General features: G+C 39.5%; 19 protein-coding genes and 1 other annotated feature. Of the genes, 4 read left to right on the top strand and 15 right to left on the bottom strand.

Annotation, left to right across the window (positions count from 1 at the left end; genetic code table 11):
• Window positions 1-8 precede the first annotated feature (8 nt).
• Complete coding sequence (locus tag ACH0CI_RS00835) at window positions 9-1,700, bottom strand: AMP-binding protein (protein ID WP_406900776.1); 1,692 nt, start codon at window positions 1,698-1,700, stop codon at window positions 9-11.
• Window positions 1,701-1,917: 217 nt separating this feature from the next.
• On the opposite strand from ACH0CI_RS00835, the gene ACH0CI_RS00830 reads away from it, so the two are divergent.
• Complete coding sequence (locus ACH0CI_RS00830) at window positions 1,918-3,024, top strand: 5-methyltetrahydropteroyltriglutamate--homocysteine S-methyltransferase (RefSeq protein ID WP_406900775.1); 1,107 nt, start codon at window positions 1,918-1,920, stop codon at window positions 3,022-3,024.
• 151 nt (window positions 3,025-3,175) lie between these two features.
• Here the strand turns inward: ACH0CI_RS00830 and ACH0CI_RS00825 are convergent, their stop codons facing one another.
• The 5 genes from ACH0CI_RS00825 to zapA all read right to left on the bottom strand — a co-directional run bounded on the left by ACH0CI_RS00825 (window position 3,176) and on the right by zapA (window position 8,872).
• A complete protein-coding gene (locus ACH0CI_RS00825; protein WP_013059411.1) occupies window positions 3,176-3,583 on the bottom strand; it encodes a DUF350 domain-containing protein in 408 nt (135 codons plus the stop codon).
• A 181-nt stretch (window positions 3,584-3,764) separates the two neighbouring features.
• Window positions 3,765-6,128, bottom strand: coding sequence for an endonuclease MutS2 (locus ACH0CI_RS00820; protein ID WP_406900774.1), 2,364 nt, complete (start codon window positions 6,126-6,128; stop codon window positions 3,765-3,767).
• A gap of 19 nt (window positions 6,129-6,147) precedes the next feature.
• Window positions 6,148-7,860, bottom strand: coding sequence for a DNA polymerase/3'-5' exonuclease PolX (gene polX, locus ACH0CI_RS00815; RefSeq protein ID WP_406900773.1), 1,713 nt, complete (start codon window positions 7,858-7,860; stop codon window positions 6,148-6,150).
• Window positions 7,861-8,057: 197 nt separating this feature from the next.
• Window positions 8,058-8,615, bottom strand: a complete 558-nt coding sequence (locus ACH0CI_RS00810) for a CvpA family protein (protein WP_014458067.1) — start codon at window positions 8,613-8,615, stop codon at window positions 8,058-8,060.
• Complete coding sequence (gene zapA, locus ACH0CI_RS00805) at window positions 8,612-8,872, bottom strand: cell division protein ZapA (RefSeq protein ID WP_013059415.1); 261 nt, start codon at window positions 8,870-8,872, stop codon at window positions 8,612-8,614. Before zapA ends, ACH0CI_RS00810 begins: the two co-directional genes overlap by 4 nt.
• Window positions 8,873-9,015: 143 nt before the next feature.
• On the opposite strand from zapA, the gene rnhC reads away from it, so the two are divergent.
• Window positions 9,016-9,930, top strand: a complete 915-nt coding sequence (gene rnhC / locus ACH0CI_RS00800; RefSeq protein ID WP_406900772.1) for a ribonuclease HIII — start codon at window positions 9,016-9,018, stop codon at window positions 9,928-9,930.
• A 33-nt stretch (window positions 9,931-9,963) separates the two neighbouring features.
• On the opposite strand, the gene pheT is transcribed toward rnhC, so the two are convergent.
• The 3 genes from pheT to ACH0CI_RS00785 all read right to left on the bottom strand — a co-directional run bounded on the left by pheT (window position 9,964) and on the right by ACH0CI_RS00785 (window position 14,529).
• The gene (gene pheT / locus ACH0CI_RS00795; protein WP_028411765.1) at window positions 9,964-12,378 is read right to left on the bottom strand and encodes a phenylalanine--tRNA ligase subunit beta; all 2,415 of its coding nucleotides are present in this window, start codon (window positions 12,376-12,378) and stop codon (window positions 9,964-9,966) included.
• A gap of 13 nt (window positions 12,379-12,391) precedes the next feature.
• A complete protein-coding gene (gene pheS, locus ACH0CI_RS00790) occupies window positions 12,392-13,426 on the bottom strand; it encodes a phenylalanine--tRNA ligase subunit alpha (RefSeq protein ID WP_014458064.1) in 1,035 nt (344 codons plus the stop codon).
• 54 nt (window positions 13,427-13,480) lie between these two features.
• Window positions 13,481-13,716 (bottom strand) — a binding site (T-box leader).
• Window positions 13,717-13,764: 48 nt separating this feature from the next.
• Window positions 13,765-14,529, bottom strand: coding sequence for a TrmH family RNA methyltransferase (locus ACH0CI_RS00785; protein ID WP_176343388.1), 765 nt, complete (start codon window positions 14,527-14,529; stop codon window positions 13,765-13,767).
• 140 nt (window positions 14,530-14,669) lie between these two features.
• On the opposite strand from ACH0CI_RS00785, the gene sspI reads away from it, so the two are divergent.
• Window positions 14,670-14,876 (top strand): small acid-soluble spore protein SspI, encoded by a 207-nt coding sequence (gene sspI, locus ACH0CI_RS00780; protein ID WP_013059420.1) that lies wholly within the window; start codon window positions 14,670-14,672, stop codon window positions 14,874-14,876.
• Window positions 14,877-14,932: 56 nt separating this feature from the next.
• Here sspI and ACH0CI_RS00775 read toward each other — a convergent pair whose 3' ends face one another.
• Window positions 14,933-16,018, bottom strand: a complete 1,086-nt coding sequence (locus tag ACH0CI_RS00775) for a M42 family metallopeptidase (RefSeq protein ID WP_028411767.1) — start codon at window positions 16,016-16,018, stop codon at window positions 14,933-14,935.
• 77 nt (window positions 16,019-16,095) lie between these two features.
• Complete coding sequence (locus tag ACH0CI_RS00770) at window positions 16,096-16,584, bottom strand: dUTP diphosphatase (RefSeq protein ID WP_176343387.1); 489 nt, start codon at window positions 16,582-16,584, stop codon at window positions 16,096-16,098.
• A 132-nt stretch (window positions 16,585-16,716) separates the two neighbouring features.
• Here ACH0CI_RS00770 and ACH0CI_RS00765 point away from each other — a divergent pair, with 132 nt between their 5' ends.
• Window positions 16,717-17,094, top strand: a complete 378-nt coding sequence (locus tag ACH0CI_RS00765) for a hypothetical protein (protein ID WP_406900770.1) — start codon at window positions 16,717-16,719, stop codon at window positions 17,092-17,094.
• Between the two features lie 18 nt (window positions 17,095-17,112).
• Here ACH0CI_RS00765 and ACH0CI_RS00760 read toward each other — a convergent pair whose 3' ends face one another.
• Genes ACH0CI_RS00760 through infC form a run of 4 tightly spaced genes read right to left on the bottom strand, consistent with a single transcriptional unit; the run spans window position 17,113 to window position 18,558 of the window.
• Complete coding sequence (locus ACH0CI_RS00760) at window positions 17,113-17,373, bottom strand: DUF1294 domain-containing protein (protein WP_406900769.1); 261 nt, start codon at window positions 17,371-17,373, stop codon at window positions 17,113-17,115.
• Between the two features lie 60 nt (window positions 17,374-17,433).
• Window positions 17,434-17,793: a 50S ribosomal protein L20 gene (rplT, locus tag ACH0CI_RS00755; RefSeq protein ID WP_013059425.1), complete on the bottom strand. Its 360-nt coding sequence runs from the start codon at window positions 17,791-17,793 to the stop codon at window positions 17,434-17,436.
• 39 nt (window positions 17,794-17,832) lie between these two features.
• Window positions 17,833-18,033 (bottom strand): 50S ribosomal protein L35, encoded by a 201-nt coding sequence (gene rpmI, locus ACH0CI_RS00750; protein ID WP_013059426.1) that lies wholly within the window; start codon window positions 18,031-18,033, stop codon window positions 17,833-17,835.
• Window positions 18,034-18,054: 21 nt separating this feature from the next.
• Window positions 18,055-18,558, bottom strand: a complete 504-nt coding sequence (gene infC, locus ACH0CI_RS00745) for a translation initiation factor IF-3 (protein WP_013059427.1) — start codon at window positions 18,556-18,558, stop codon at window positions 18,055-18,057.
• Between the last annotated feature and the right edge of the window lie 60 nt (window positions 18,559-18,618).

Raw genomic sequence — 18,618 nt, 5'->3', positions numbered from 1 at the left:
ACGATCGATTACGTCGCCTTTTTATGCTTTTCATTTTCTTCTTCAATCAGCGCTCGTCGCAGAATCTTCCCGACCGCTGTTTTTGGAAGCTCATTTCGAAATTCATAAAGGCGCGGAACTTTATAAGCAGCTAAATACTTTCTAGAAAACTCATTTAACTCTTCTTCAGTACATCTTACACCATTTTTTAATACAATGTAAGCCTTCACTGTTTCTCCTCTATATGGGTCAGGAACACCTACCACTACAGCTTCTTGAATTTTTTCATGCTCATATAATACTTCTTCAACTTCTCGAGGATAGATATTATATCCCCCGGCAATAATAATATCTTTCTTTCGATCTACTACATAAAAATAACCTTTATCATCCATATAGCCAACATCACCTGTTAGCAACCACCCGTCTCGCATAACAGACTCCGTTTCTTCAGGCTGCTTCCAATATCCTTTCATGACCTGAGGACCTTTAACCGCAATTTCTCCTACTTCGCTTACAGCAGCTTCTTTACCTGTTTCAAACGAGAGAATTTTGGCATCTGTGTCTGGCCAAGGCACTCCAATGCTTCCTGGTATTCTCTCTTTCCAAAGAAAATTAGCATGAGTAACAGGAGAGGTTTCCGTCAATCCATATCCTTCCACTAGTTTACCTCCAGTGAGCTTTTCAAACTGCTCCTGCACTTCCACAGGAAGAGGAGCCGAACCGCTCATACATGAATCAATAGAAGATAGGTTGTATTTTGCTAAATCAGGATGGTTTAATAATGCGATGTAAATTGTCGGAGCACCTGGAAATAAAGTAGGCTGCTGCTTATGAATGGTTTTGAGCGTCGTTTTTGCATCAAATTTAGGCAGAAGCACCATCTCGTAGTTTTGCAAAACCGATAGAACCAGAACCGTTGTTAAACCATACACATGAAAAAACGGGATAATTCCAAGCACTTTTTCTTCTCCATGCTTGCAGCGGTATAACCAATGTGAACACATCGTTGCATTGGCTACCAAGTTTTTATGAGTAAGCATGACTCCTTTTGGAAAACCTGTTGTTCCCCCGGTGTATTGTAAAATCGCGATATCTTCGTCTGAAATTCCCTCAGCATTACATACTGCTGGAGAGGATTCACTTATAATGCGTTTAAATAAATGAGTAGTCTCCGTATGACTCACATCCACGCTTATCTTCTGCTGTTTGCGCTGAATAAATGGATAGATTATGTTTTTGGGAAATGGGAGATAGTCTTGAATAGAGGTGATGACTACGTGTTTTACACTTGTTAACGCTTTCATTTTTACTACACGCGGATATAGCAAATCGAGTGCAATAATTATGGTCGCTTCTGAATCATTCAGCTGATACTCTAACTCCCTTTCCGTATACAAAGGGTTTGTTTGAACGACTACTCCTCCGGCAAGAAGAACAGCATAAAAGGAAATGACAGCTTGAGGGCAATTTGGAAGCATAATGGCTACTCTATCCCCTTTTTTTAATCCCAGTTCAATAAGGTAAGATGACAGTTTCAAAGAATCTTGATGCAGTTGGGAAAACGTCATTTTTTTCCCTAGAAAATAGATTGCGTTTTTTTTAGGGGCTTTTTGAACTGCTTCTTCAAAAAGCTGTGCTAAATTTTTTTGCTCATAATGAAGCGTAGCAGATATTTCCTCTGGGTATTGAGAAAGCCATATCTTTTCGGTGGATTCCACACGTATCCTCTCCCTCAAAAAAATAAAAAATTAGAATTTTCTAATTAAAATTATAGTTCATTCTTTTTTTAGATGCAATCGTTATTGAATGTTCTCTTTCCTGTCTAATCACTCTTTCATCCTGCAGCGTAATAAATAAAAATTGGATTTATCCCTGTACATTATCCGAATTTTTTGTATATAATAAAAATTAGATTTTTTTAAGGAGCTGTATAAATTGATAACAACATTGACTAAAGGACCGTTCAAAGCAGATCACGTTGGAAGCTTTTTGCGTCCTGAGCGTATCAAGCAAGCACGATTACAGGTAGAAAACGGGGAAATGACAAAGAAACAGCTTCGAGCAATTGAAGATGAAGAAATTAGTAAGCTCGTAGAAAAGCAAAAACAAATTGGATTAAAAGCCATAACAGACGGTGAGTTTCGCCGTGCGTGGTGGCACTTTGATTTTCTATCAGAACTTGTGGGCGTAGAACTTTACGAAGCAGAGTCGGGAATTCAGTTTCACGGGGTCCAAACAAAAGCTCACGGTATAAAAGTTACTGGAAAACTAGATTTTAATCACCACTCTATGATTGAAGATTATAAATTTCTTCATCAAGCGGCCGGAAAAGAACACGTGGCTAAGTTCACCATTCCAAGTCCCAATATGCTGTTTTTCAGAGGTCATATTGAAGAGTCTGCTTACTCGGATACGGATGTATTTTTTGCTGATTTAGTTAAAACATATCAAAAAGCCATTCAAGCATTTTATGATGCTGGATGCCGCTATTTACAGTTAGATGATACTGCGTGGGCGGTCTTTTTCTCAGAAAAAGGACAAGAACAAATCGCGTCAAAAGGATTTACGCCCCAAGAATTACTGAAACGTTTTACGGATGCGATCAATGAATCCATTGCGCATAAGCCAGATGATATGGTTATTACAATGCATATTTGCAGAGGGAATTTCCAGTCTACTTATACAGCAAGCGGCGGATATGAAAATGCGTCAAAAGCTATTTTCAGTCAGTTAAACGTAGATGGACTATTTTTAGAATTTGATGATGAACGCTCAGGAGGATTCGAACCTCTTCGACATGTAAAGCGAAATGACCTTCAGATTGTCCTTGGTCTTATCACATCAAAATTTGGAGATTTAGAAGATCCTGAAGCAGTGAAAAAACGAATTGCTGAAGCGGCAGAATTTGTTTCTCTTGATCAAATTTGTTTGAGTCCCCAGTGCGGATTTGCTTCTACAGAAGAAGGAAATTTACTAACTGAAGAACAGCAGTGGGATAAAGTAAAGCACGTGATTGCAATTGCTGAAGATGTATGGAAGTAATCATTAAAAAAGCTGACCTGCTTTAAGGTCAGCTTTTTTGCTGTCATCACAATGTTAGGAAAAGCTATATAGATAAATAGATAAGACCAATAAGCATAAACACTCCGCATAAAATGAGTAAAATTTTCGCTAACTTCTCCATGACTCTCTCCTATCCTATCCCTGCTCCTATTACATAGGACATACCGATTGAAATAACAAGTGAAATAAACCCAACGGCTCTGTTATCTTGTTCAATTTCATCATCGATTCGAAATTTCGGCGTCAAAAATTCGAAAATAAAATAGCTTACTAGTAAAAGAACAAACCCATATATTCCCCATCCAAGCATTCTTAACAAATTGTCGTTGTGCTCAATCGAATAGCGAAAAATATTAGCTAATCCAAATATTTTCCCACCTGTTGCCATCGCAACAGCCATATTTCCTTTTTGAATCTCTTCCCAATTCTTATATTTAGTAACGAGCTCAAACACAACAAGAAAGACGACAATGCTCAAGACAACCACGCTGTAATAAGCGGCGGATTCAATATACGGGTCTTTCCAAAAATCCCTCATTTTTGCATCACTCCTAATTTATATTACACTCCACCTAATGAACTGACAGGTCTCTTTCCTTTACTTGCATCGTTCTTAAAAGAGATAGAAAACCCAACATAGTTCATGAGCCATGTCGGATTTTCCATCTTCATATATGCTTGTTCAGCGCATCGACTGACACCTTTATCTCAGCATTCTTTTACTTAAATTCCACAACCGTAACGCCAGAACCTCCTTCAGAAGCTTCTCCGAAACGAATATTTTTAACAGAACGATGATTTTTCAAATATTCCTGTACACCTTTACGAAGAGCTCCAGTTCCTTTACCGTGGATAATCGAAACGCGCGGATAGTTGGCTAACAAGGCATCATCAATATATTTTTCAACTCGAATCAGCGCATTTTCATAGCGCTCTCCTCTTAAATCCAGTTCTAGATTTACATGATAATCTTTTCCTTTTACCGTAGCAAGCGGCTTTGTTTCTACAGGTTTTGGGGAACTAATATATTCGAGATCTTTTTCTTTCACCTTCATTTTCATGATTCCCATTTGCACTTGCCATTCATTATTACTTACTCGTTCCACAAGCGTTCCTTTTTGTCCCCAGCTTAAGACTTTCACTTCATCTCCAGCTTGAAGAGTGCGCTCTTGTTTTTTCGGCACAGCCGGTTTCTTTTTACTTTTTTCAAGAGTTGGAACTGCATCTTCTAGACGCTTACGTGCTTCAATCAATTCATGCTCTTTTACAAGCGCATGATTTTTTTGACTCATTTTACGCAAATCGCTAATGATTTTCTCTGCTTCTTCAGATGCTGCTTGAACTGTGGCTTGAGCTTTTTCTTCAGCTTTTTCGTACAGCTTATCTCGTTTTTCATTAAACTCAATAATCTGACTCTGTAATTCTTTATGAAGCTTCTGAGCCTCTTTTCTTAGCTGTTCAGCTTCTTCTAGCTCATGTTCTGATTGACGGCGGCTATCTTCAAGAGAAGCGATCATATTTTCTACTTTATTTGTTTCTGAGCCAATATAGCCTTTGGCACGTTCAATTACTTCTGCACTTAAACCTAAACGTTTTGAAATTTCAAAAGCATTGCTTCGACCCGGTACACCAATCAGCAGCTTGTAAGTAGGGCTCAATGTTTCAATATCGAACTCTACGCTAGCATTGACCACTCCTTCACGGTTATAGCCGTACGCTTTTAATTCAGGATAGTGAGTAGTCGCAACTACGCGAGCGCCTCTTTCATATACTTGATCTAAAATCGAAATCGCAAGCGCTGCACCTTCTTGGGGATCTGTTCCGGCTCCCAATTCATCGAACAAGACCAGACTTTCATGATCTACTTTTTGTAAAATATCTACAATGTTGACCATATGAGATGAAAAAGTACTCAGACTTTGTTCAATGGACTGCTCATCTCCAATATCAGCAAATACGTGTTTAAACACAGCCATTTCCGATCCATCCAGCGCAGGAATCTGCAAACCTGCTTGAGCCATCAATGTGAATAACCCAAGTGTTTTTAGCGTTACGGTTTTACCGCCGGTATTTGGTCCTGTAATAACGATAGACGTATATTGATCACCTAGCTCAATATCATTTGCAACGACATCTTCCTGGGCAATAAGAGGATGTTTTGCCTTCACTAACTTAATATAGCCTCGATCGTTCATTTTAGGTTTTGAAGCTTTTAGCTCATGGCTATAGCGCCCTTTAGCAAACATGAAGTCCAGCTCACCTAACAAATAAACGTTTTGACGGAGTTCATTTGCCACTTCCGCTACCTGAACGGTTAGAGCAATAAGAATACGCTCAATTTCTTGTTTTTCTTTTACTTTTGCTTCTTGAAGCTCATTATTTAACGTCACAATCGCCTGTGGCTCAATAAATAACGTTGCTCCAGATGAAGACTGATCGTGCACAATGCCTCCATACGCACTGCGATATTCTTGCTTAACAGGAATAACGAAACGTTCGTTTCGAATGGTAACAATCGCATCTGACAACATTTTCTGAGCAGACGAGGAGCGAATAAGACTATCTAGCTTTTCGCGAATACGAGACTCCGTCGAGCGAAGTTTTTGACGAATGCCTCTTAGCTGGTCGCTTGCACCGTCTAGTACTGTGCCATTCTCATCAATGCTCATTTTAATTGTTTGCTCTACCTCAGGAAGAGGCATTAGTTTTTCGATATGTTCAATTATAATTGGAAGCTGTAAATCTTCGTCTTCTACTACTTGCTCGATAAATTGCTTGACTTGTCTTGCAGCATAAATAGTACTTGCTACATCAAGAAGTTCATTAGAGCTTAGCGTTCCTCCAATTTCAGCGCGCTTTACGCTAGGTCGAACGTCAAAGATGCCTCCTAGCGGTACGTTGCCACGCAATCGCAGCACGGTTGTAGCTTCATCTGTTGCTTCCTGCCATTTGACTACTTCTTCATACTGAGTCGAGGGAATCAAATTCGCTACTTTTTCTCGGCCTAAAGAAGAAGCTACTTTTTTCTGAAGCTGTTCCTTAACTTTATTAAACTCTAGTACATGGAAAATACGTGATTGCAAAACTGATTCCTCCTGTTGCTTATTTATGTCGATTTAAAAAGGCGGTTAATTCTTTGAGGCTATACGTATTTAATACCGTTTCTGGTTTAAGCCAGCCTTTAATTCCCGTAGATATCCCAATTTCCATATGCTCTAGCATGTCTAGATTGTGAGCATCTGTATTAATTGCAATTTTAACTCCTGCCTCTTGTGCTTTTTTTATGTGCTCAGCGGCTAAATCTAAACGGTTTGGATTCGCGTTTAGTTCAAGAGCCGTTTTTGTTTCCTTAGCTAATTCAATTAGCATATCAATATCTACATCATATCCGTTGCGGCGACCAATCAAACGACCAGTCGGATGAGCGATTAAATCTACATGAACATTATTTAACGCTTGCTTTAAACGATTCATAATTTCTTCGCGTGATTGTGAAAAACTAGAGTGAATGGACGCAATAACAAAATCTAGCTCAGCTAGCATTTCATCATCATAATCAAGTGTTGCATCGGGCAAAATATCCATTTCAATTCCTGCTAGTATTGTAAAATCATCAAACTGTGCGTTTAAACGATTAATTTCTTCACGCTGTTTGCGAATGCGTTCAGGCGTTAGACCGTTAGCTACTTTTAAATACTGAGAGTGGTCTGTAATCGCCATGTATTCATAGCCTCGCGCGCGACATGCTTCCGCCATTTCTTCAATTGAACACGCTCCGTCGCTCCACGTGGAGTGCATATGCAAATCACCTTTTACCGCACCGTAGGTCACAAGCGTTTGAGGTTTTATAAATGCATCTACTTCCGTTCCATCTTCACGAAGTTCCGGCGGAATAAAAGACAGCCCAAAATGTTCATAGAATGCTTGTTCAGACTCAAATGTCATAACTTCGCCTGTCTCCGCATTTTCAACGCCATACTCGCTAATTTTTTCACCGCGTTCTTTTGCTAATTGACGCATGCGCACATTATGATCTTTTGATCCTGTAAAATGATGAAGCGTCGTGGCAAACGCTTTATCTTCTACAAGACGAAAATCCACGGACACATCGTACTCATAGGCTAACGTTACCGATACTTTTGTATCTCCATTTGCAATGACATCCTTCACATTTGGCAGCGATACTAGCTGTTCACGGACAGCATGAGGCTCAGCTGTTGAAATAATAAAATCAAGATCTTTTACAGTTTCTCTCATGCGGCGAATGCTCCCTGCTTGAGAAAAACGCTCAATGCTATGCATATGTTTAAGGGCTTCTAAAATTTCTTCCGCTATTGGAAGCATAAAAGCAAGAGGCAAACGATCAGGACGTTTCCCAAACTCCTCAATAGCAGCGATAATTTTTTCTTCCGTCTTTTTACCAAAACCGCTTAGTCCCTGCACTCGATTTTCCATACAGGCCTGATGCAGTGATTCCATGTCTTTAATATCTAGCTCTTTATATAATTTAGCGATTTTTTTACCTCCAAGCCCCGGCAGCTTAAGCAGAGGAATAAGTCCTTCAGGAACTTCTTGCTTTAGTTCTTCTAGTACGCTTGACTCATTTGTTTCCATATACTCTGTAATAACTGCAGCCGTTCCTTTACCAATCCCTTGGAGCTTGGTAAAATCCTCAATCTCTGTCAGCGTTCTCTCGTCCGTTTCTAGCGCTGCAGCTGCTTTTCGAAAAGCAGAAATTTTAAAAGGGTTATCTCCTTTTAATTCCATATATGTAGCAATTGTTTCTAACAATTTAATAATATCCTTTTTATTCATCTCTTTTCACCAGCCTATTATCATAATAACGAAACTTTCAAAACATGATGAGTGACATATGTACTCTCTCAAATTTTTATCTAGACATACTTTTATCTCCGTGAAAACCGCAGAACAGACTGCGATAAAAAAAGAGGGTATCTCAAAAGTATTATGACACTTTCGACACACCCTCTCAACAAGCTATTGTAATTTCATTACATTACACCATACTGAGTCCACAAATCTTGAATGGCAGACGATAAGTATGGAGTATTTTGTACGATATTGATTGCAATTGAAGACTGTTGAATTGGCGTTTGAATTTCACTTACAGGAATCACGGCTCCAATGTATAACAAAATAAAAACGATGATATACACTTCAACGAATCCAAGTGCACCTCCGCCCCATTTATTTAACTGGCGCAGAATTGGCAGTTCGGTTAAAGCCGTTAAAACAGAGCCTGCAAGGCGAAGTACAATGTGAGTAGCAAAAAATAAAATCGCAAATGCAATCATTCGATAAAAAGCGTCTTCTATCGTTCCAGAATCAAATACAAACGATGCGACACTTTGCTGCTGAATATTGTCTGGAAACGGAATCAACAAGCGAAGTCGGCTTGCCAAATCTCCACTAAACATATAAGCGACGATAAACGAAACCGCAAAACTGACAATATGAATGAGCTGCAAAATAAATCCCCTTTTAAGACCTGTTACAAAGCCTAAAAGAAGCAATATAATTAAAATGATATTAAGCATTGACTCAGTCATTCCTCTTTTCCATAAAGTTTTTGTTCAAGTCTCTCATAGTCTTCTTTCAGTTTTATATATTCGTGTACAGCATTCACAGCTGTTAATACTGCTAATTTATTGATATCTAAAGAAGGGTTTTTAGTACTGATTTCACGCATTTTTTCATCCACTATAGAGGCGACAAGTCGAATATGGCTTGTACTTTCGCTACCGACGATGCTGTACTGCTGACCAAAGATGTCAACTGTCGCACGTGTTTTATCTTGTCTTGACACGAGAAAATCCTCCGTTCCACGAAAAATCCTAATCCCTATCATACCACGAAGAAGACTTCAATGGAAACATATCTATATTTAAGCTATCATAAGGGATAGTGCTTATAAAGTAAACTAAAATACCCCGAAAGGAGTGAAGCATTATGTCACATGCTGTTATTAAGGTATCAGCTGATCAGATAGCTAAAATGAAGCTTCATTACACATCCTATTTGCAGCCTAAATTGCCGCAGGGAAGTATTTTTTCGGCTAAAACTCCCGGCTGTTCTATCACTGCATACCGCTCTGGAAAAGTACTTTTTCAAGGAAGAGAAGCTGAAACAGAAGCAGCTAAGTGGGGAGGTCCTTTAGATGCTGCTAAAAAGGCTCCCGTCTCACACCTCCCATCAAACTTCAGTTCACTATCGGTCATTGGTTCTGATGAAGTAGGAACGGGAGATTATTTTGGTCCCATGACCGTAGTTGCTGCCTATGTTCAAAAAGAGCAGCTTCCTTTGTTAAAAGAATTAGGAGTACGAGATTCAAAAGAGTTAACGGATGCTAAAATCATTGAAATTGCCAAGCAGCTTGTTTCGTTTATTCCTTACAGTTTGCTTGTCTTACATAACGAAAAGTATAATGCATTTCAAGAAAAAGGCATGTCACAAGGTAAAATGAAAGCTCTGTTGCACAACAAAGCTTTATCCAACGTGTTAAAAAAATTGGATCCTGAAAAACCTGATGCGATTTTAATTGACCAGTTTGTTGAAAAAAATACCTATTATAAACACATCGTAAAGGAAAAAGAGATTATCAAAGAAAATGTCTTTTTCAGTACAAAAGGAGAAAGCGTTCATTTATCTGTAGCCGCTGCTTCCATTATTGCCAGATACGCATTTTTAAAACAAATGGATTTACTAACGGAAAAGACGGGGATGGTCATTCCTCGCGGAGCTGGAGCACAAGTTGATATCGCCGCTGCTAAAATCATTAAAAAACATGGCGTCAATGCGCTGAACTCTTTAGCTAAAATCCATTTTGCTAATACAGAAAAAGCTTTAAAATTAGCTAAAAAATAAGAGATGTGGAAATCCACATCTCTTTTTTTATTCTTATGAACGAAGCGTTGCACCAAATTCTTTTTCAACAGCTTCTAAAACTGCACCATGTGCTTTTGCTACTTCTTCATCTGTTAATGTACGTTCAGGATCTAAGTAACGTAAAGAGAAAGCTACAGATTTCTTGCCTTCTTCCATACGCTCGCCTTCATATAGATCAAATACTGTCACGTCTTTTAAAAGTTCTCCGCCCGTCGTATAGATGACGCGCTGAACTTCTCCTGCAAGAACGTTTTTATCTACAACAAGTGCAATATCACGTGTAATAGATGGGAATCTTGGAATAGCTGAATAACGAACTTCTTCGACATCTGCAGCTAATAGCTCTTGAAGGTGTAATTCAAACACGTATGTTTCACGAAGGCCATACTGTTTCTGAGCAACAGGATGAACTTGACCCACGTATCCAATTTCTTTTTCATCTAACCATACAGCCGCTGTACGTCCAGGGTGCATACCGTCTTTTTTAACGGGAGCATATGAGATTCGTTTCTCTAAACCAAGCTGTGCAAATAACCCTTCTAGTACACCTTTAATCACATAGAAATCAACGACTTTCTTTTCACCTTGCCAGCCGTGAGCATGCCATAGACCCGTGATTGCACCAGCTACGCGCTCCTGCTCATCCGGTAATTCCCCTTCACCTTTAGATAAGAACACTGAGCCTGTTTCGTATAGCGCAATAGAATCCGATTGACGAGCATTATTGTGCTTCACTGCTTCAAGTAAATGAGGCACTAAGCTTTGACGAAGGATGCTGCGATCTTCACTCATCGGCATTGCTAAACCAATCGTACTTGTTGCATTGAGTGCAAACTGAGTAGCTTTTTCAGCGCTCGTTAACGAATAGGTTGTTGTTTGCGCTAGCCCTGCTCCCTCTAAGAAACGGCGAACTTTACGGCGTCCAAGCTGATACTCTGTTAATTTTCCTGGAGTTGCCACTGTTACAGGAAGCGTTGTAGGAAGGTTGTCATAGCCATACATGCGCGCTACTTCCTCCACGATATCTTCTTCAATTGTAATATCGCCTCGACGAGTCGGTACCGTTACAACGATTGTTTCATCTTCGACTTTGCTTTCAAATTGAAGACGGTTCATAATATCTTGTACTTCTTCCATCGATAGTTCTGTACCAAGCACATTGTTAATACGTCCAAGTGACACAGCTACAACAGCAGGTTCCACAGTTAGTGTATCTACTTCTACAGTACCGCTTACCACTTCACCTGAAGCGTATTCAGCCATTAATTCTGCTGCGCGGTCAGCAGCTACACGCGTACGGTTAGGATCAATTCCTTTTTCAAAACGAGCACTTGCCTCACTGCGAAGACCGTGGTCTTTGGAAGCTTGACGAACTGTTAAACCTTTGAAGTAAGCTGATTCAATAAGAACATTTACCGTATCGTCTTTTACTTCAGAGTTTGCTCCCCCCATTACACCTGCAAGGGCTACCGGTTCACTGCCGTTTGTAATAACAAGCTGATTGCCTTTTAATACGCGCTCTTGATCGTCAAGCGTTACAAACTTCTCGCCTTCTGACGCGTGACGTACAACAATTTCTTTTGAACCAAGACGATCATAGTCAAAAGCATGCAGCGGCTGGCCGTATTCAAGCAAAATATAGTTGGTAATATCAACAACGTTGTTATGAGGTCGAATACCAGCTGCCATTAAACGCGTTTGCATCCATAATGGTGACGGAGCAATTTTTACGTTTTTCACAACGCGCGCTACGTAAAGGGGATTGTCTTCTTTTGCCTCTACTTTAACGGAAATATAATCAGCTGCTTGCTCATCAGACGTTTGCACGTTTACTGACGGATACTTCACTTCACGACGTAAAATAGCAGCCACCTCATGTGCTACACCTAACATACTTAAGCAGTCTGAACGATTTGGTGTTAGCCCTAGTTCTAATACTTCATCGTTTAAGTTTAATGCATCTAGCGCATCCGCTCCTACTTCAGCATCACTTGGGAAGACGAAGATGCCTTCTTGATAATCTTTTGCCACAAGCTTGCTTTCAATGCCAAGCTCTTGAAGAGAACAAATCATACCGTTCGATTCTTCACCGCGAAGCTTAGCACGCTTGATTTTAAAGTTACCTGGAAGTACAGCTCCCACTTTTGCAACCGCTACTTTTTGACCTTGTGCCACGTTAGGTGCTCCGCACACGATTTGAACGATTTCTCCTCCGCCAAGATCTACTTGACAGCGGCTTAATTTATCCGCATTTGGATGCTGTTCACGTTCGACAACGTGACCAATTACCACTCCGCTGATGCCTTTATTTAAGTTTTCTACACCTTCAACTTCAATTCCACTTTTTGTGATTTTATCAGCTAACTCTTCTGCCGTTACGCCTGATAAGTCAACATACTCTTGTAACCAACGATAAGATACAAACATCGTAGTCCCTCCTTTATACTTGTTTAAATTGATCTAAGAAACGAACATCATTTGTATAGAAATGACGAATATCATCCACGCCGTGTTTTAACATAGCAATACGCTCTACACCGATTCCAAAAGCAAAACCACGATATTTAGTTGAATCGTATCCAGCCATTTCAAGAACATTTGGATGAACCATACCGGCTCCTAAAATTTCAATCCAGCCTGTTTGTTTACATACATTACAGCCTTTACCTCCACATTTTGCACACGATACGTCTACTTCTACAGACGGCTCAGTGAATGGGAAGAAACTTGGACGAAGACGAATTTCACGGTCTGCACCGAACATCTTTTTCACAAATACTTCAAGCGTGCCTTTTAAATCGCTCATACGAATGTTTTCGTCTACTACAAGACCTTCAATTTGCATAAATTGATGTGAATGCGTAGCATCATCGTCATCGCGGCGGTACACTTTACCTGGGCAAATAATTTTAACAGGTCCTTTGCCTTCATTCTTGTTCATAACACGAGCTTGGACAGTTGATGTATGCGTACGAAGAAGCGTTTCTTCCGTAATATAGAACGTATCTTGCATATCACGTGCTGGGTGACCTTTTGGCAAGTTCAGCGCTTCGAAATTATAGTAGTCCTGCTCTACTTCTGGTCCTTCTGCTACTTCATAGCCCATTCCTAAGAATAAATCTTCTACTTCTTCAACCACGCTTGTGAGCGGGTGATGCGTACCTGCTTTAACCGGGCGTCCCGGCAGCGTTACGTCAATTGTTTCTGAAGCAAGTTTACGCTCTACCTCGGCTGCTTCTAACGCCGTTTGTTTTTCTTCAATTTTAGATGCAATCGCTTCACGTACTTCATTTGCAAGTGCTCCCATTACAGGACGCTCTTCAGCTGAAAGTTTTCCCATACCGCGAAGTACTTCTGTGATAGGGCCTTTCTTTCCTAAATAAGCTACGCGTACGTCGTTTAATTCTTTTAAAGCACTTGCTGCTTCGACTTTTGCAATTGCTTCTTGTTGAAGTTCTTGTAAACGTTCTTTCATCACTTATTCCTCCTTTTAACGTAAAAAATGACAAATAAAAAAACCTCCTCCCAAAAAAGGGACGAGGATTAGTCGCGTTACCACCCTTGTTAACTATATACACAGACGTATACAGTTCACTTCATTCAAGTTAACGGAATCTCCGGAACACCTTTACATCTATGTAAGATGGTCTAAGTGTCAACTCAAGAGGTGAATTCACTTATTACATTTATAAAAATGCTTTCAGTCACGGCATTTTCTCCCTGCATAAACGGACATAAGCTACTGCTCTCTTTCATCGTTTTTTACATATGTAACTATTGTATTATTATAGTGAAAACACGTTCTCGATGCAACTACATTCCGCGTAAATAATAAAGTAAGATTCCAGAAGCGATGGCAACATTTAACGACTCGCTCTTTCCATAGATGGGAATGTACAGATTCTGATCCGTTTGTTCCAACACTTTCTCACTTACGCCATTTCCTTCATTTCCCACAATCAGCGCAAATTCGTTTGAAGGTTTTACGTGTGTGTAGACCTTTCCATTTTGTAACGACGTGCCGTAAACTGCTATTCCTCTTTCTTTTAACAATGAAATTATTTCGAGTAAATCGCCTTTTACAATTGGAAGGTGAAAAATAGCTCCTTGCGTTGAACGAACGACTTTTGGGTTGTACACATCCACGCTGCCCTCTCCAATGATAATAGCCTCCACTCCCGCAGCATCAGCGGTTCGGATAATGGTGCCTAGGTTACCTGGATCTTGCACGGCATCTAAAAGCAATACTTTCTGTGCTGTATGAATAATTTCCGCATGCTTTGTTTGAAAACACACGGCAATAATTCCTTGAGGTGTTTCTGTGTCAGATAATAACTTACTAATTGCTTCGTTTACAACGATTATTTCGATACCGTCTATATCCCACTGTGCGGGCACTTCGGTCGATTCGCGTATAATTAGTTCCTTTACGCAATCCTTATTTTTGATAGCCTCTTCGACTAAATGAAAGCCTTCTACCATAAAAAGGCCCTGCTTATCACGGTCTTTTTTATTATGCAGTTTTTTCCACGCTTTTACCTGCGGATTTTTAACTGAATCAATTTGTTTCACAAACATAACTCCTTTATCTATACAAAAATAAATAGTTCGATTACATTTTGTTCAATAATCATTAGATAAGTTTCACTTTATTGTACATAGAAATCGCAAAGAAAACAAAAACTATTGGTAACTTTACGATAGCTGAGGTGAAAATGATGGATCTTAATTTACGAAATGCTGTTATTGCAAACGTTTCAGGAAACTCAAAAGAAGAGCTTGAGGCTACAATTTCTGACGCTATTCAAAGCGGTGAAGAAAAAATGCTCCCTGGACTTGGTGTTTTATTTGAAGTGCTTTGGGAAAAGTCTCCGGAATCAGAAAAAGAAGAAATTCTGACAACGCTTGAAAACGGTTTAAAATAAATAACCTTTTCCTATGTACAACAAAAAGCTCATTCTCCTAGGAGAATGAGCTTTTTTCAATTATACGTAATGGCGTTAACCGTATCTCGGTCTAAGCGCTTAATGACTTCCGCAATTAATTTAACTGCGTTTTCATAATCATCACGATGAAGCATTGCTGCATGAGAATGGATATAACGAGTTGCAATTGTAATCGAAAGTGCTGGCACCCCGTTAGCTGAAATATGGATAGAACCCGAGTCCGTACCGCCTCCAGCAATTGCATCAAATTGATACGGAATATTTAATTCATCTGCCACATCTACCACTGTATCTCGAAGTCCTTTATGAGAGACCATGGAAGCATCATATAAAATGATTTGCGGACCCTGCCCCATTTTAGAAGAGGCTTCTTTATCAGAAACACCAGGTGTATCTCCAGCGATACCGACATCAACAGCAAATGCAATATCCGGTTCAATAAAGTTAGCAGATGTTTTTGCACCTCGGAGTCCAACTTCTTCTTGCACCGTTCCTACACCATACACAACATTTTCATGTTTTTCATTTTTTAAAGCTTTTAATACATCGATAGCGATTGCACAACCAATACGGTTATCCCAGGCTTTCGCTAGCAGCATCTTTTCATTGTTCATAACCGTAAATTCGAAATAAGGTACAACCTGATCACCAGGTTTTACTCCCCACTCCGCTACTTCTTCTCTGCTAGAAGCACCAATATCGATGAACATATCTTTAATGTCAACTGGCTTTTTGCGAACTTCTGGAGGCAAGATATGAGGTGGCTTTGAGCCAATAATCCCCGTTACCTCTCCTTTAGATGTCACGATGGTTACGCGTTGAGCAAGCATAACTTGAGACCACCATCCGCCTACCGTTTGAAAACGAATAAAGCCGCGTTCATCAATTTGAGTCACCATAAAACCAACTTCATCCAAGTGACCGGCTACCATAATTTTAGGCCCTTGTTCGTTGCCTACTTTTTTTGCAATCAAACTGCCTAGCCCATCCGTCGTTACTTCATCTGCATAAGGTGCAATATATTTCTTCATAACCTCACGCGGTTCACGCTCATTTCCAGGAATTCCTTTTGCATCTGTTAGTGCTTTAAGCATCGTCAATGTTTCATCTAACTTTGTCATATGGATTACCCCTTTCATATGTATACCTCTATTATAGCTAAAAAGAGGTTGAAGTAAAATTTCCCATCCCTTTATTTCTAGTATCCTTGTTCTTGGCGTTTAAAATTCACTTCATTTTTTGACATGTACGCCTCTTCAATATGTTCAGCAGAAAAACCAAACATATCGCCAAGCGTCATGTAAGATGCAAACATGTTCACATAGTTTTCTTTTGACAGGTCCTGCTCGAAAGCAGAAACTTGTGCAAATACCTGTAAAAATTGTGCTGTTTTTGAACCAGCTGCTTTTACTTTTGGCAGCTCAGTTAAATCATCGTATCCTTTTTCAATACCTAAAGAAAGAATGAAATGTACGCCGTCCACAAATTCTTCTAAAATAACAGCATCTTCAGCCGGAGGTTTAACGCTCCAAAATTTGAAGCAGCGCGTTTCGTTTGCCAGCTCTCCCATTTCAACAAGCAGAGCTAAAAGTTTTCTTGGAACCAAGTCTTCCTTATGAAGCTGATGCTTGTCCTCTATATGCTGATCCAGCTGGCGCTGCATGGTAAATAGCTGTTGTAAATTCAATGTAATCACTCCTGTAATTATGTATATCTTCTTCTTTTTAAACCAATAAAGAAATTATATCAAAAATCGTGAAACTTTTTAGAGACTGAAACGTAAAGTAAGAAAACTGTGCCTTGTAAAGGAGGGAGCGTTATGTTTGTTATTGTTATCGTTCGCGTGTTCATTTTCGCGCTTGTTGCTTACACACTATTAAAGCTGGTTCAGCATTTTCGCAGTCCAAAGCGGAAGCTTGTAGCAGCTCAGGAACATCAGCAATTTTTTGTCGTTGACGAAAAAACGAATATCCGCAAAAATTTTCTACTAACGTATAAAGGTATTTTATTTGAAGGAGAAAAATACCGCAATCCCAATGAACCAGAGTCTTTGTCGATTACAATGGTGTTAACAGATCCATCTCGATTGCATGAACTGCAAAAACAAGATTTCAAGCTGCTGGAAAATCACGTACACAACATGTATCCAAATGCTCCTATTCGCTGGAAAAGCCCCGTTCGAGAATTTTTACACTGAGCACAAAATCATTTGTGCTCAGCTGATAACAAAAAAGAAAAGTAAATCAAGAGCGGCAAGAATAGGAAAACCTACTGTAAACGATGTGTGCTTCGTTTTATGACGATAGCAATACATACCAATCAGTCCTCCAATGGCTCCTCCGATAGCAGCTACCGTCCACAGTGTGCTTTCGGCAATTCTCCATTCATGTCTTTTCGCTTTTTGTTTATCTCTATACATCATTCCTATCCCTACTATGTTAATAACAATAAAATAGGTAAGCAGCAGTTCATTCATGATATGTCCTCCGATAGCAAAAAAGCCTCATCATCTAAAGATGACGAGACTTTATATTCATTACTTATCTAAGCCTTTTTTAGCAGCAGTTGCTAATTCAGCAAATGCTTTTTCATCAGCTACAGCTAAGTCAGCAAGCATTTTGCGGTTAACTTCAATACCTGCTAATTTTAAACCGTGCATTAAACGGCTGTAAGAAAGACCGTTCATACGAGCAGCTGCATTAATACGTGTGATCCATAATTTACGGAAGTCACGTTTTTTCTGACGACGGTCACGATAAGCATACATGTGAGATTTCATAACTTGCTGATTAGCAACTTTATATAATCTATGCTTCGAACCGAAGAAACCTTTAGCTAATTTTAAAACTTTTTTACGACGTTTGCGTGTTACTGTACCGCCTTTTACGCGTGGCATAATTGTTTACCTCCTGTATTGTTTCTATCTCAACCCAAATTACTTAATGTTATCTAATAAGTGACGGATACGTTTGAAGTCACCTTTGCTTACTAAAGAACCTTTACGTAATTTACGCTTTTGTTTTGTAGATTTGTTAGCGAATAAATGGCTTGTGTAAGCACGAGCACGTTTTAATTTACCGCTTCCAGTCTTTTTGAAACGCTTTGCAGCGCCACGATGTGTTTTCATTTTTGGCATGGGGTGTTCCTCCTCGTTCTATTACTTTTCGTTTTTAGGTGCCAAGACTAAGAACATGCTGCGGCCTTCCATTTTAGGAGCCGATTCAACTGAACTTACATCTTCGCAAGCTTGTGAAAAACGTTCAAGTACTTTTTGGCCAATCCCTTTATGAGTAATGGCACGACCTTTAAAGCGAATAGACGCTTTCACTTTGTCACCTTTTTCAAGGAACTTGCGTGCGTTACGAAGTTTAGTGTTAAAATCATGTTCATCAATTGTTGGACTTAAACGAACTTCTTTTAAGTTTACAACTTTTTGGTTTTTACGAGCTTCTCTTTCTTTACGTTGTTGCTCATAGCGGAATTTACCGTAGTCCATAATACGACATACCGGCGGTTTCGCATTTGCAGCAACCATTACTAAGTCAAGATTTACTCGTGAAGCAATTTCTAATGCTTCATTTTTTGATTTAATTCCTAATTGTTCACCATTTTGATCAATTAGACGAACTTCGCGAGCTCGAATGCCCTCGTTTACCATCATGTCCTTGCTAATAAGTAGCCACCTCCAAGGTTTAATGAGCGAATACGCTTGCTTAGACCG

The organism is Priestia sp. 179-F W1.4 NHS (genome assembly GCF_045369295.1).
Classification (GTDB): Bacteria; Bacillota; Bacilli; order Bacillales; family Bacillaceae_H; genus Priestia; species Priestia zanthoxyli.
The sequence above is the reverse complement of the archived record's forward strand: the minus strand, read 5'-3'. Positions and strand labels throughout refer to the sequence as shown.

What these genes read in the sequence shown, in the direction of transcription:
- ACH0CI_RS00810 (WP_014458067.1), bottom strand. Translation starts at nt 8,615, where the DNA reads ATGACTGAGTCAATGCTTAATATCATTTTAATTATATTGCTTCTTTTA.
- ACH0CI_RS00775 (WP_028411767.1), bottom strand. Translation starts at nt 16,018, where the DNA reads ATGACAAAGTTAGATGAAACATTGACGATGCTTAAAGCACTAACAGAT.
- ACH0CI_RS00765 (WP_406900770.1), top strand. Translation starts at nt 16,717, where the DNA reads ATGTTTGTTATTGTTATCGTTCGCGTGTTCATTTTCGCGCTTGTTGCT.
- rnhC (WP_406900772.1), top strand. Translation starts at nt 9,016, where the DNA reads ATGTCACATGCTGTTATTAAGGTATCAGCTGATCAGATAGCTAAAATG.
- pheT (WP_028411765.1), bottom strand. Translation starts at nt 12,378, where the DNA reads ATGTTTGTATCTTATCGTTGGTTACAAGAGTATGTTGACTTATCAGGC.
- ACH0CI_RS00760 (WP_406900769.1), bottom strand. Translation starts at nt 17,373, where the DNA reads ATGAATGAACTGCTGCTTACCTATTTTATTGTTATTAACATAGTAGGG.
- rpmI (WP_013059426.1), bottom strand. Translation starts at nt 18,033, where the DNA reads ATGCCAAAAATGAAAACACATCGTGGCGCTGCAAAGCGTTTCAAAAAG.
- ACH0CI_RS00825 (WP_013059411.1), bottom strand. Translation starts at nt 3,583, where the DNA reads ATGAGGGATTTTTGGAAAGACCCGTATATTGAATCCGCCGCTTATTAC.
- sspI (WP_013059420.1), top strand. Translation starts at nt 14,670, where the DNA reads ATGGATCTTAATTTACGAAATGCTGTTATTGCAAACGTTTCAGGAAAC.
- polX (WP_406900773.1), bottom strand. Translation starts at nt 7,860, where the DNA reads ATGAATAAAAAGGATATTATTAAATTGTTAGAAACAATTGCTACATAT.
- pheS (WP_014458064.1), bottom strand. Translation starts at nt 13,426, where the DNA reads ATGAAAGAACGTTTACAAGAACTTCAACAAGAAGCAATTGCAAAAGTC.
- infC (WP_013059427.1), bottom strand. Translation starts at nt 18,558, where the DNA reads ATGATGGTAAACGAGGGCATTCGAGCTCGCGAAGTTCGTCTAATTGAT.
- rplT (WP_013059425.1), bottom strand. Translation starts at nt 17,793, where the DNA reads ATGCCACGCGTAAAAGGCGGTACAGTAACACGCAAACGTCGTAAAAAA.
- ACH0CI_RS00785 (WP_176343388.1), bottom strand. Translation starts at nt 14,529, where the DNA reads ATGTTTGTGAAACAAATTGATTCAGTTAAAAATCCGCAGGTAAAAGCG.